General features: G+C 63.3%; 11 protein-coding genes and 1 pseudogene. 6 read left to right on the top strand and 6 right to left on the bottom strand.

Going from position 1 to position 12,231, the window contains the following annotated elements; all coding sequences use genetic code 11:
* Window positions 1-31 precede the first annotated feature (31 nt).
* Window positions 32-1,255: a DUF3644 domain-containing protein gene (locus MKI84_RS02220; protein ID WP_241616314.1), complete on the top strand. Its 1,224-nt coding sequence runs from the start codon at window positions 32-34 to the stop codon at window positions 1,253-1,255.
* 138 nt (window positions 1,256-1,393) lie between these two features.
* On the opposite strand, the gene MKI84_RS02225 is transcribed toward MKI84_RS02220, so the two are convergent.
* Both MKI84_RS02225 and MKI84_RS02230 read right to left on the bottom strand, forming a co-directional pair.
* Window positions 1,394-1,531 carry a hypothetical protein gene (locus tag MKI84_RS02225; protein WP_241616315.1) on the bottom strand — a complete coding sequence of 46 codons (138 nt, stop codon included), beginning with the start codon at window positions 1,529-1,531 and terminating at the stop codon, window positions 1,394-1,396.
* Between the two features lie 380 nt (window positions 1,532-1,911).
* A complete protein-coding gene (locus tag MKI84_RS02230; RefSeq protein WP_241616316.1) occupies window positions 1,912-2,934 on the bottom strand; it encodes a LysR family transcriptional regulator in 1,023 nt (340 codons plus the stop codon).
* Window positions 2,935-3,105: 171 nt separating this feature from the next.
* Here MKI84_RS02230 and MKI84_RS02235 point away from each other — a divergent pair, with 171 nt between their 5' ends.
* The 4 genes from MKI84_RS02235 to MKI84_RS02250 are packed head-to-tail and all read left to right on the top strand — an operon-like array spanning window position 3,106 to window position 7,217.
* Window positions 3,106-3,777, top strand: a complete 672-nt coding sequence (locus tag MKI84_RS02235; RefSeq protein WP_241616317.1) for a L,D-transpeptidase — start codon at window positions 3,106-3,108, stop codon at window positions 3,775-3,777.
* A 28-nt stretch (window positions 3,778-3,805) separates the two neighbouring features.
* Window positions 3,806-4,198, top strand: a complete 393-nt coding sequence (locus tag MKI84_RS02240) for a RidA family protein (RefSeq protein ID WP_241616318.1) — start codon at window positions 3,806-3,808, stop codon at window positions 4,196-4,198.
* Window positions 4,199-4,249: 51 nt separating this feature from the next.
* Entirely contained in the window at window positions 4,250-6,301 is a 2,052-nt protein-coding gene (locus MKI84_RS02245) for a prolyl oligopeptidase family serine peptidase (protein WP_241616319.1), read from the top strand.
* Window positions 6,291-7,217, top strand: a complete 927-nt coding sequence (locus MKI84_RS02250) for an AraC family transcriptional regulator (protein ID WP_241616320.1) — start codon at window positions 6,291-6,293, stop codon at window positions 7,215-7,217. The genes MKI84_RS02245 and MKI84_RS02250 overlap by 11 nt, the downstream gene beginning before the upstream one ends.
* 12 nt (window positions 7,218-7,229) lie before the next feature.
* Here the strand turns inward: MKI84_RS02250 and MKI84_RS02255 are convergent, their stop codons facing one another.
* From MKI84_RS02255 to MKI84_RS02270, 4 genes are all read right to left on the bottom strand, one after another.
* Window positions 7,230-7,994: an MBL fold metallo-hydrolase gene (locus tag MKI84_RS02255; RefSeq protein WP_241616321.1), complete on the bottom strand. Its 765-nt coding sequence runs from the start codon at window positions 7,992-7,994 to the stop codon at window positions 7,230-7,232.
* Window positions 7,995-8,060: 66 nt separating this feature from the next.
* Complete coding sequence (locus MKI84_RS02260) at window positions 8,061-10,256, bottom strand: xanthine dehydrogenase family protein molybdopterin-binding subunit (RefSeq protein WP_241616322.1); 2,196 nt, start codon at window positions 10,254-10,256, stop codon at window positions 8,061-8,063.
* The gene (locus MKI84_RS02265; RefSeq protein ID WP_281063186.1) at window positions 10,253-11,224 is read right to left on the bottom strand and encodes an FAD binding domain-containing protein; all 972 of its coding nucleotides are present in this window, start codon (window positions 11,222-11,224) and stop codon (window positions 10,253-10,255) included. The genes MKI84_RS02260 and MKI84_RS02265 overlap by 4 nt, the downstream gene beginning before the upstream one ends.
* Window positions 11,225-11,274: 50 nt before the next feature.
* Window positions 11,275-11,898, bottom strand: a complete 624-nt coding sequence (locus tag MKI84_RS02270; RefSeq protein ID WP_241616324.1) for a (2Fe-2S)-binding protein — start codon at window positions 11,896-11,898, stop codon at window positions 11,275-11,277.
* Window positions 11,899-12,088: 190 nt separating this feature from the next.
* Here MKI84_RS02270 and MKI84_RS02275 point away from each other — a divergent pair.
* Window positions 12,089-12,166, top strand: a pseudogene (locus MKI84_RS02275) (ethanolamine utilization protein); the annotation flags it as partial.
* Between the last annotated feature and the right edge of the window lie 65 nt (window positions 12,167-12,231).

The raw sequence follows: 12,231 nt of genomic DNA on the forward strand, positions 1-12,231 counted from the left end.
GTGATCCAATCTTGGAAGGGGGAGATTGGGCATGGCGCAAAGGCCGAAACGCAATGCGGCCAACAAACTGGAACGTTGGGAAATCGCGCTCATTAAGCGCATGATCTCAGCAGGTATTTTGAACGATCAGGACATCCTTGCCTATTTCACGCGGCCAACTCGTAGCATCAACCATGCGCGGATTGCCGAAATTCGGAATCAGGCAAAACACCGCAACGTAGCGGCTGCCAGCCAAGCAGAGCTTGGGGCATTTTTGCAAGCGTGGCCACAGATAGATCCGGTCACTGGAGCTCACCTGCGCGGCGACGAGTTGCTTGTTAAAGCGCGCGAAGCGATGCTCCAGGCGGTGCAGGGCTTCAATAATCCTCGCGCCTATTTTAAAAGCGAAATGTTCATCGTCATCGCGGTAATTGCTTACACTTACCTTCTTCACTGGCACTACCGTCGAAGCGGCGTCGACATCCGCTACAAGCGAGCGGTGGACGGTGTGGAGACCGTCTTGAAGACGCGGCACGGAGCAGACAAACATTGGGAGCTGGAGGCGTGCATCGACTACGCCGAATGTCCTCTCGATGCTCCAACGATTGCGAACCTCAGGTTTTTGATCGCTATTCGGCATGAGATTGAGCACCAGCTAACCAACCAGATCGATGATACGATCTCAGCGAAGCTGCAGGCCTGCTGCTTGAATTTCAACCGGGCTATAAAGGAGATTGCGGGCGCGCAGCACGGCCTGGACCGAGATCTATCCCTCGCCTTACAGTTCAGCGGTATCAGCAGAGATCATCGTAACATCCTGCTCTCCGAGACGGATATGCCGGCTCACATCCAAGCAGCTCATACTGAATATGAGGATGGGTTGACCGACGAGATGGTGGCGGATCCGCGCTATTCTTATCGCGTCGCCTACATCGAGCAGGCCGTGAACTCGCGAGGGAAGGCGGATCAAGTCGTTGAGTTTCTACGTCCGGGTACTGAGAAGGGTGACCATGTTCGACTGGCGTTGAAAGAAGTCGAAAAACCGAAGCTTAAGCCGGGCCAGATCGTCTCTCTGATGAGAGAGGAGGGCTATCCTCGCTTCAATTTGCATCATCATACCCAGCTTTGGCAGACGGCGGACGCTAAGGCTCCAGGCAAAGCATTTGGGACGACTCTGGCTGATGGCGCTTGGTATTGGTACCCAGCGTGGGTCGACCAAGTGCGAGCGCATGTGCAGGCAAATGGAGATCGATATGGGCCAGGGCCAGCCGGGTGAAGAAATCGAGCGCCTTCGCGATGCGCATGATCAGTGTACTGCGATACCGTGCCAAACCTCCGAAATGGCCGCCGTTAGCCGCCCAAATGCCGCCGATAGCCGCCGATAGCCGCGTAGTGCGGAATATCTGTATAATAATCAGAGGTTTATGATGATGTCGTAGTTCTCATCTTCATCGGGCGCTGCCCGCCATTTATTATAAGCAAGCAATTGTTTTATTTTGCTTTTTTCTCTTCGGGTAAATGTCGCCCACATTTTTCGCAGCGTGGCGCTCATTTGCATCGGGGTGATTTGGAATCGCTCATGACCTGAGCTGCCGTGCCCAACCTCGATAATCTACCACGCGTCTTTGATCGCCCGAGGTGGGTTTGCGAAACCCTCCCGTTTTGGCCGGCACGAAGTTACAACAGTATTTTGCGCAGTTTCAGACCGAGCCGGCGCGCGAAACGCGAGAGATGCCCGAGTACGGGGATGCCCTGTATACGGACGAGACTTGAAACGCACGATTACCGCATTGCGGCGTAGCCCTTGAGATTATCTCCGGAAGTTGAATGCCTCTGAGAGGTACGGGGCGACGGGTGGTCGTGTCTTGCGAATGCCCGCTTCCCGGCACAACTCGGAGTTCGGCTCCTAGCGTAATGCAGGCCATACACAGCCTACGCACTGCTAGGCATGTCGAGGCTAGGCGATCGTTCAGCCAAATTCTCGTTCCTGGGCGCATTCCGAACCGGAATTGGAAGGCCCGGCTTGTCTTCCGATGGCCAAGCTTCGCTGGTTGTGATGCCTTCGATCGACCTAAGTGCGGGCACAGCGAAATCGGTAAAGGCCCGGACGATGGGCCGCATAAAGCTAACGGAGGGATAGGCAAGGAAAGCCTCAGTGGGTCTCACCTCATAGTCGGGCAGAATGCGTATGAGGCGCCCCTGGGAAAGCTCGTCATTGACCAGAAGCTGCTGCACCGGTCCGGCTGCGTGGCCTTTGATCAGCGTGGAGGTGATGACCTCTGCGCTATTGGTCCGCAGAGCCGAGCGGATCGGGACATTGACCAGATCGCCGTTCCGATGACGCAGCGTCAGTACATCGCGCGGTGAGACCATCCTCGCGCTGGCGACGAGCCCGACGGCGGACAGTCGCTCCAGCGTGTCGATAGGTCCGAATTGCTTGAGGAAGCTGGGCGCCGCGACGAGTATCCGGCGGCTGAAGCCGAGCCGGCGAATGATCAGTTCCTGATCGGCGGGACGGCCGTATTTTATCGCCAGATCGAAGTTTTCATAGACAAGGTCGACATCCCTATTGTCGAGCATCAGATCCACCGTGACTGACGGGTGCTGGCCCTGGAAAGCCATGACGATGCCGTGGAGATGCTTGGTACCGATGCAGGACGGCGCGTGGATGCGAAAGCTGCCCTCCACCACGCCCTTATCCGTGCGGACGCCTTCCAGCGCCGCATCGATCGCAACCAGCGCCTCCCGGCTCGAATCGTAGAGCGCCTGTCCCTGCGGGGTCGGGCGCACCAGCCGCGACGAGCGCTCCAGCAGGCGCGCACCGACATGGCGTTCTAGATTTCGCAGATGCTTGGTGACGCCGGGCTGGGAAAGCGAGAGGTCGCGCGCGGCCGCCGTCACCGACCCGCGCTCGACGGTGCGCACAAAAGCCCTAAGGGCGGCCGCGACGTCCATTTCGATCTCCACGCGTCATAGATCCGACCCTCGGGTCTCCAGCCAGCATGTATACCGCATCTTAGCATAACCGATGGCTATGGGATCGATAACTTCATAACGGATCGACGCTGCCCGCGCTGCATGTTTTCTCCTCGCTGCGAACATCGGCGCGGGAGGTCTGGACGGCGAATGAGTATCAGCAGACGTGTTTTTGTTGTCGGAAGCCCATTTGCGTTGGCGGGTTGCGTGAGGTCCAAACCGCCGGGCGCCAGCCTTTCCGCGCCGCTCCTCGATGCCTCCTATGTGTCCATGTACGCGCAGGTCGACACCGAGCCGTTTCCGGTCCCCGCGATCGACTTGACCACCGTCGAGCCCGCGTTCCTGCGCCGCGAGGTGTCCTATAAGACCAATGCGGCGCCCGGCACGATCGTCGTCGACCCCAGTGCGCGCTACGCCTATCTCGTCCTGGAGAATGGCCGCGCGCTGCGCTACGGCGTCGGGGTCGGCAAGCAGGGAGGGTTCAACTTCAAGGGCGACGCGACAATCGCCCGCAAGGCCGAATGGCCGGGCTGGCGGCCCACGCCGGACATGATCAGGCGGGAACCGGAGCGCTACGGCCCGTTGAAGGAGGGTCTTCCGGGTGGCTTGGGCAATCCTCTTGGGCCGCGTGCGCTCTATCTCTATCGGGATGGCCAGGACACCTATTACCGGCTGCACGGGACGGTCGAGCCCTGGACCATCGGGACGATGGTGTCGTCCGGCTGCGTCCGGCTACTCAATCAGGACATTATCGACCTCTACCGGCGGGTTCCCGTTGGCGCGAAGGTCGTCGTCCTGCCCGCGAGCCCGGCGACAGCCTAGGCCGAACAATCCGCAACAGGAGACTTCAATGGCAAAGCGCGACGCTGTTTTCCCCGCCGGTCGGCATGACCTCTACACGTCACAGACCTATTCGGCGGCGATCAAATCCGGTGATCTCCTGTTCGTGTCCGGCCAGGTCGGCAGCCGCAGCGACGGCTCGCCCGAGCCGGACTTCGAGCTCCAGGTTCGCCTGGCATTCGCCAACCTTGAGGCGACGTTGCAAGCTGGCGGCTGCGAGCTGGACGATATCGTCGATGTGACCAGTTTTCACACCGATCCCAAGAACCAGTTCGGCACGGTCATGACCGTCAAAGCCGAAGTCTTCTCGGCAGCGCCTTACCCGAACTGGACGGCGATCGGCGTCAACTGGCTCGGGGGGTTCGACTTCGAGATCAAGGTCATCGCCCGTATCCCGGCTTAACCGGCCATCGTCGCGACGTGATCCTTGCATCGATCCCAAGAGGAGGCGCCGATGATCTATCCCGAAACCAGCCGGTCTGATGTCGCCGAGGAGCATTTCGGCACGCGGGTGGCCGATCCCTATCGCTGGCTGGAGGGCGATGGCGGCAGTCCTGATGTCGCCGCCTGGATGGCGGCACAGGACAAGGCCGCCCGTGCCTATCTCGGCCGCCTGCCGATGCGGGGCGTGTTCCGCGAACTTCTGACCACGCTGTTTGACCATGAGCGCCTTACGACCCCGGAGAAACGAGGCGCGCGCTACTTCTTCACCCGCAATGCCGGGCTCGACAATCAGGCTGTGCTCGTCCTTCGCGATGGCGCGGGCGGTCCGGACCGCGTGCTGATCGATCCGAACAACTGGTCGGAGGATGGCGCGACCGCGCTGGCGGAGTGGTCGCCTTCCGAAGACGGCACGCTTCTCGCCTTCGCGATGCAGGATGGCGGCACCGACTGGCGCACGATCCGCGTCCTCAACGTCAGCATTGGCGACGTCCTCGACGATGAGCTCGTCCGGGTCCGGTTCTCGGCCATTGCGTGGGCCAGGGACGGGTCCGGCTTCTTCTATTCCCGCTTTCCCGAGCCGCAGGCCGAAGCGACGTTACAGGCGCGGGTGGGCGGGCATGCGGTCTATTTCCATGCGCTCGGCACGGCGCAAAGCGAGGATCGGCTGGTCTATTCGACGCCCGAACAGCCGCATCTGGTGCACATGGCCGGCGTGACCGAGGATGGCCGCTACGCCATGATCTTTACGACGCCGGGCTCGGGCGGCAGCGCGCCGACCGTCGTCGACTTGACGAGTCCGGACTGGGCTCCGCGAACGCTGGTGCCGGATTTCGACCATTACTGGGCCATACTCGGCAGCGTCGGCAGCAGGCTGTTCCTGACCACCCAGAAGGGGGCGGAGCGCGGCAAGATCGTCACCTGTGACCTGCGTGACCCTGAGCCGGCATTCACCGACCTCGTCCCCGAGAAGGATGCCGTCCTGAACGACGCGGTACTGCTCGGCGGGCGGCTCATCGTCTCTTACCTCTCGGACGCGCAGACGCACGTCGAGCGCTACCGGCTTGATGGCACCCCCGATGGCGTGGTGGAAATGCCCGGCATCGGGAGCGCCGGAGGCTTTCGCGGCCGGTTGGACGACGATGAGGCATTCTTCGTTTTCACCAGCTACAACACGCCGACCACGATCTATTCCTACGACGTGGCGACCAATAGTCGGACGGTGTGGGCCACGCCCAAGGTCACGCTCGATCTCGACAGCATCGTCGTCGAGCAGCGTTTCTTCAGTTCAAAAGATGGCACAGAGGTGCCGATGTTCATTGTGCGGCGCGCCGACATCACGGGTCCGGCCCCGACGATTCTTTATGCCTATGGCGGCTATGCGATCAGCGTCGTGCCGGTCTACTCACCGGCGCAGCTTGCCTGGGTCGAGCGGGGCGGGGTCATTGCCGTCGCCAATATTCGCGGCGGCGGCGAGTACGGCAAAAGCTGGCACGATGGCGGGCGGCTGTTCAACAAGCAGAACAGCTTCGACGACTTCATCGCTGCCGGCGAATATCTGAAGGCGGAGGGCATCGCCACACCCGACGGCCTCGCCAGCCAGGGGGAGTCCAATGGCGGGCTTCTGGTCGGCGCCGTCGTCAACCAGCGGCCCGATCTGTTCGCCGCCGCGCTGGCCGGCGTCGGGGTGATGGACATGCTTCGCTTCGACCGCTTCACCGGCGGTGCATTCTGGGTCAGCGAATATGGCGACCCCGCGCGCGAGGCGGATTTCCGCAATCTGCTCGGTTACTCGCCCTATCACAACATCCGCGCGGGCGAGCCCTATCCCGCGATCCTTGTGACCACGGCCGATACCGACGACCGCGTCGTGCCGGCGCACAGCTTCAAATATGTCGCCGCGCTTCAGGCCGCCGATCTCGGCGACCGGCCGCGCCTGCTGCGCATCGATACCCGCGCCGGCCATGGGGCGGGAAAGCCAATGCGGCAGGCCATCGACGAGATAGCCGACATGTGGGCGTTCGCCGCCCGCTGGACCGGGCTGGAGACCGATCATGGACATTAGCGTGACACCCAGCGAGACCGACCTGCCGATCCGGCGCCTGCGACCGCTGATCGAACGCCAGGCGCTTCGTTATGGCCTCTACACGCCGATCGAAGGGCTGATGACCTCGCGCTTCGTGCACCCCAGCGAACCCCTCGCGGCTGTCCAGCGGCCGGTCTACAGCGTGGTGGTTCAGGGCGTGAAGGAAGCGATGCTCGGGGACAGGCTGGTGCGCTATTCCGCCGGAGATTCCTTGATTACGGCGGTCGATCTGCCGGTCACCTCCCGCATTGTCGAGGCCAGCGTCGCGGGACCTTACATGTCGGTGAGCGTCGAGCTCGACCGCGCCACTGTGCTTGATTTGCTGGGCGAACAGCCGGGAGGGTCATCGACCGCCCAAAAGGTCGTGCCGTTCGACATCCGCCCGTTCGACACGCGGCTGGCCGATCCGTTGGCGCGGCTGCTCGAACTTCTGGATCACCCGCGTGACATGGCCGTACTGGCGCCGCTCATCCGCCGCGAGATCATCTGGCGATTGCTCCAGACGTCATTCGAGCCGCTGCTGCGTCAGTTGGCGTGGCCTGAAGGAAATGTGGGGCGCATTGCCCGCGCCACGAACTGGATACGCGATCATTTTGCCGAGCCGTTGCGGGTCGCGGAACTCGCCGATCTGGCAAATATGAGCGTTCCGAGCTTCCATCGTCATTTCAAGACGATCACCACGGTTTCCCCGCTGCAGTTCCACAAGCATGTGCGTCTTCACATGGCACGCCGCCGCCTGCTGGAGGCAGAGGCCGTGGGGTTAGTCGCCTATGATGTCGGCTATGAGAGCCTTTCGCAGTTCAATCGCGACTACCGCAAGCTCTATGGGCTCCCACCCAGCCAGGACGTCGCCAATCTGCGGCAGGAGCTTCGGGGCACCACGGCGGCTTCCTGAGCTCCGAGGCTCTCAGCGCCAATCCCTGACGACGACTTTCGTGCGGCCCCCGGCGGCTTGAACTCTGGCGGCGAACGCGTCCCGTTCTTGGACATTCTCATAGTGATACGGGTAGGCGAAAGCCGGTCCAAAGGACGCGACGGCGGACGCACCTTGCTCCGGTGTCAGCGTCCAGCGCGATATTGCGAGAAAGGCGATATCGATGTCCTTCAGTCCCCGCAATTCGGGGGTCGCGTCGGTATCTCCCGATATGTAGATGCGGCGGCCGGCGACGGTGAGTAGGTAGCCATTGTCGCGGCCGCGCGGGTGATAGTGCGTGTAGGCCGGCACCAGATGATAGGCCGGAATCGCCTCGATCTGGACCGGCCCGACCTTTATGGTTTCGCCGTTCGCCAGAGCGGTCGCTTTCGATCTGAGATCGGGCGGCAGCATCTGCATCGTCGCCGGATTGACGACGAGCCGCGTATCGGCGCCGACGACCTTCTTCAAGGTATCCAGATCGAAATGGTCGATATGTTCGTGGCAGATCAGAATCAGGCCGGGCTCCGGCTGACCCTCGAACAGCTCCCTGCCGCCAGCAGGATCATTGTAGATCACCAGACCGGGCACCTTGAGAGCGAAGCTGGCCTCCCTGATCGGCACGACGACGATCTCGCCGCCGTCGGCGCCGTAGCGGTCACCGACTTCCTCAGCCTGCGCTGAGGCGAGACCCGCGAGCGATAGCGCGGAGAGACATGCGAGCCCGATCTGCAGGGAGCGGCGGCGCGTCAGTTCCATTTCGACCCTCTGCTTTCCATTGGCGCTGCGTCGCTGGTGGCGCGGATGACCACGCATGCGCGGCGCTCACATGACGTGTTCAAGCCGGATCGGCAGATCGCGCAGCCGCCGACCCGTCGCGTGAAACACCGCGTTGGAGATGGCCGCTGCGACGCCGACGACGCCGATTTCACCCACGCCCTTCACGCCCGCGCGGTTGACCAGCCGGTCCTCCTCCGGGACCATGATGGCCTTGACATCGATGATGTCGGCATTCACCGGCAGCAGGTAATCGGCCAGGTTGGCGTTGATGTAGCTGGCGTTGCGGTCGTCGATTTCCGTGTGCTCGTGCAGCGCTGAACTGATCCCCCAGATCATGCCGCCGACGAACTGGCCATGAACGGTGCGCGGATTGATGATCCGTCCGGCGGCAAAGGCGCCCACGGCGCGAGGGACCCGAATCTCGTGCGTCAGTGCGTGTATGCGCACCTCGACAAACTGCGCGCCGAGAGCGAACTGGACGCGGTCGGGAAGATGCACCCCGCCCACCGGAAACGTCTTGCCGCGATACAAGCCCTTCATGCTGTCCGGCGGAACGCCATGTGGACGGGTCTCCGCGAATTCCTCGATGACCCCGATCCCCGACGCTTCCATCGCCGGCATGATCTCGGCCGGGGACGCGCCGTCCACGCCGAGCCTCCGGCGGATGGCATCGCAGGCGGCCATGATGGCGGGCGCGACGCTGGCGGTCGAGGACGACCCGCCGGCGACGATGGCCGGAGGCAGGTCGGTATCGCCCAGCGACACAGTCACTCGCTCGACCGGCACGCCCAATTCCTCGGCCGCGACCTGCGCCATCATCGTGTACATGCCCTGGCCAAGCTCATGGCCGGCGCTCGACACATGGACGCGCCCATTCGCTGAGAGCCGGACGCGCGCTGCCGAATTCCCGGCATAGGTGGGATAGAATGCAGTGGCGCATCCCCAGCCGACCAGCCAGTCGCCATCGCGCATCGATCCCGGCTGGCTTGTCCGGCGCTTCCAGTCGAAGGCCGCCGCCGCCTCGTCGAAGCACCGCATCAGCGAGCGGCTGGTATAGGGCAGTCCGCCCACCGGCTCGGTCCGGGTGTCGTTGACTCGCCGAAGCTCGATCGGGTCCATGTCGAGCGTGTGAGCGAGTTCGTCCAGCGCCGTCTCGAGCGCGAAGGCGTAAGGCATTTCGCCCGGCGCCCTCATGAAGCCCGGCGTGGAGCGGTCGGTCGCCACGGTGTTCACCCGCGCCGAAATGTTCGGGCAGGCATAGAGCCGGGCGGTCATCGACACCGCGCCCATCGCGACCGCATCGCCGCGCGAGGTCAGCTCCCATCCCTCATGTCGCAGAGCGCTCAGTCGGCCCTCGCTGTCAGCCCCCAGCTGCACATGGTGCCGGGTCTCGGCGCGATAGCCCGAAACGGTGAAACCCTGCTCGCGCGTCGCCACCAGCTTGACCGGCCGCCCAATACGCCGCGCGGCGATAGCCACCAGGGCCGTGCGCTGTGTCAGAAAACCCTTCGCGCCAAAGGCGCCGCCGACATAGGTGCTGATGACGCGGATCCGTTCAGCGCCGATGCCAAGCTGCTCGGCGAGCCCGAACTTGACGTTGTTCACGTACTGGCTCGGTTCATGGACGGTCAGCCTGTCGCTCTCCCACACGCACTGGGTCGCGAACTGCTCCATCGGATTCTGGTGCTGCGCCGGGGTGGAGTAATGAGCCTCGACTTTGACCGGCGCTGCCGCATACGCCGCGTCGAAATCGCCGACCCCGATGGTCATGGGTTCGAGCGTCTGGGTGGTGGCACTGGGCGAGTTCATGCCGGCGGCAAGCGACGGGTGAAGCTTGTAGGTGACATCGATCCGGTGCGCCGCCTCGCGGGCCGCCTCGAACGTCTCGGCGACAACGACCGCAATCGGCTGGCCCCAATTGGCAATCTCGGCCGAACCCAGCGGACGACGGGAATCCGATATGTAGCCGCCCTGATAGATCGCCGGCGTCTGCCTGATCTGATCGCCGATCGTCTCATGCGTCAGAATGTCGATGACACCGGGAACGGCTCGGGCAGCCGCGAGGTCGAACGCCTCGATGGTGCCCCGAGCAATCGCACTCATGTGCAAATAGGCATGGGCGGTGCGGGCGAGCCTCACATCGCTCGCATAGCGCGCCTCGCCCGTGACCTTGGCTCGCCCTTCATAGCGCGGCACCGGCTGCCCCAGGGTACTGGATTGGGGAAACAGCGTCTCGCTCATGGCTGGAACTCCATCGATGCGGCCTGCAACAGAGCACGCACCAGCGTCGACTGGCCGAGCTCAACCTTGAAGGCGTTGTGGGATTGGGGAGTGGCATCGGCGAATGCCGCCCGCGCGGCGGTGCGTGCCACCTCCGCGGTCAGGGGGCGGCCGCGCAGCGCCGCTTCAGCTTCGAGCGCCCGCCACGGCACGGTGGCAACCCCGCCCAGCGCGATGCGGGCATTGCGCACGACATCGCCGTCCAGATCCACCGCAACCGCAGCGGATGCGACGGCGAACTCGTAGGATTGCCGATCCCGGATCTTCAAATAGAGCGAGCGGCGGGTCCATGCGCCTGAGGGAACGACGAACTCAGTGATGATCTCGCCCGACAGCAAATTGGTCTCCAGATGCGGGATCGTACCCGGCCGCCGATGCAGCGATGCAAACGGGAGGCGGCGGCTGCCGCGCGGGCCAGCGACGTTGACCGATGCGTCCAGTGCCAGAAGCGCCTGCGCAAAATCCCCCGGATAGGTCGCGATGCAGTGGTCGCTGGTTCCGAGCACCGCGTGCGAGCGGTTCGCGCCCTCCAGCGCCGCGCAGCCGCTGCCTGGCACGCGCTTGTTGCAGGCGCTCCAGGAAGTATCGCGAAAATAGGCGCAGCGCGTTCGCTGCAACACGTTGCCGCCAAGGCTCGCCATGTTGCGGAGCTGGGCGCTGGCGGCGAGAGACAGGCTCTGCGCGATCACCGGATAATGGGCGAGGACATCAGGATGGGCCGCGACCTCCGCCATCCTGGCAAAGGCGCCGAGACGCAGGCTTACGCCATCCCATCTGATGTGCCCGTACTCGCCACGCAGCGCATTCAGGTCGATGACGCGCTCGGGCCGGATGACCTCGAGCTTCATGAGGTCCAGAACCGTCGTGCCTCCGGCAAGGAAAGCGACGGATGAGTCCGGCTCGGCCGCCAGAATATCCCGCATCTCCAGAACTGCTGCGGCCGTCGACGAGGGGCGCTAATAGTGGCACGCACGCATGGCTAGCCACCTGCCATCTGGTCGCGGGCCTGCATGACGGCAGCGACGATGTTGGGATAGGCGGCGCACCGGCATATGTTGCCGCTCATATATTCGCGGATACCGGCTGGCGTGTCTGCATGCCCCTCGCTGACGCAGCCGATGGCCGAGAGGATCTGGCCCGGCGTGCAGTACCCGCACTGGAAGGCATCGTGATCGATGAAGGCCTGCTGCATCGGATGCAGGTCGCCATCCGGTCGCGCCAGCCCCTCGATAGTCGTCACCTCACGCTGCTGGCTTGAGACGGCGAGGGTCAGACAGGAAAGCTCACGGCTGCCATCGATCAGCACGGTGCAGGCGCCGCACTGGCCGTGGTCGCATCCCTTTTTCGAACCGGTCAGTCCAATATGCTCGCGCAGCGCGTCCAGCAGGGTGGTGCGCGCATCCAGTTCGACCGCATGCGTGCTTCCATTTACACGCAAGGTCATTGCGAGCGGCTGGTGCGCTTCCGGCGTTCGTGACGCGCGCGCCGGTTGCGCGGTGGCATCGCCCGACAGTAGAGGCATGGCACCCGTCAGAGCCGATCCGATAAGAAATCGGCGTCGATTGCTGGAGTAGCCGCCTGCTCTGGTTTTCTCGTCGTCCATTACCCATCCCGACCGTGAAGACGCATTCTCACTGCACTTCAGATCAGCATGCCGTTGCGGCATATGGATATGCAGATCCGATCAGAGACCGGCCCGATCGTTTCAATGAGGGCAATGGCGCCTGGGGACGTGAACGTCCTACGTCTTTCTTTCCGCCGCAGGTCGCCAGGCCAGATCCACAAAAAGCATGGTGACCATCCGCTCCCACGCGGAAGGCGCCGTGACCGCCTATGTCACCTATCCGCATTGGCGGTCTGCGCATCCATAGGTCGCGGCGTCAATTCGGCGACGCCGCCGGGGCGAGTGGAGAGCACGATCCATATTTGCCCGGGC

The sequence above is a fragment of the Ancylobacter gelatini genome (assembly GCF_022601675.1).
Classification (GTDB): Bacteria; Pseudomonadota; Alphaproteobacteria; order Rhizobiales; family Xanthobacteraceae; genus Ancylobacter; species Ancylobacter gelatini.

Coding starts and splice junctions, on each gene's coding strand:
- MKI84_RS02235 (WP_241616317.1), top strand. CDS start 3,106: ATGAGTATCAGCAGACGTGTTTTTGTTGTCGGAAGCCCATTTGCGTTG.
- MKI84_RS02270 (WP_241616324.1), bottom strand. CDS start 11,898: ATGGACGACGAGAAAACCAGAGCAGGCGGCTACTCCAGCAATCGACGC.
- MKI84_RS02230 (WP_241616316.1), bottom strand. CDS start 2,934: ATGGACGTCGCGGCCGCCCTTAGGGCTTTTGTGCGCACCGTCGAGCGC.
- MKI84_RS02225 (WP_241616315.1), bottom strand. CDS start 1,531: ATGAGCGCCACGCTGCGAAAAATGTGGGCGACATTTACCCGAAGAGAA.
- MKI84_RS02255 (WP_241616321.1), bottom strand. CDS start 7,994: ATGGAACTGACGCGCCGCCGCTCCCTGCAGATCGGGCTCGCATGTCTC.
- MKI84_RS02260 (WP_241616322.1), bottom strand. CDS start 10,256: ATGAGCGAGACGCTGTTTCCCCAATCCAGTACCCTGGGGCAGCCGGTG.
- MKI84_RS02250 (WP_241616320.1), top strand. CDS start 6,291: ATGGACATTAGCGTGACACCCAGCGAGACCGACCTGCCGATCCGGCGC.
- MKI84_RS02240 (WP_241616318.1), top strand. CDS start 3,806: ATGGCAAAGCGCGACGCTGTTTTCCCCGCCGGTCGGCATGACCTCTAC.
- MKI84_RS02220 (WP_241616314.1), top strand. CDS start 32: ATGGCGCAAAGGCCGAAACGCAATGCGGCCAACAAACTGGAACGTTGG.
- MKI84_RS02245 (WP_241616319.1), top strand. CDS start 4,250: ATGATCTATCCCGAAACCAGCCGGTCTGATGTCGCCGAGGAGCATTTC.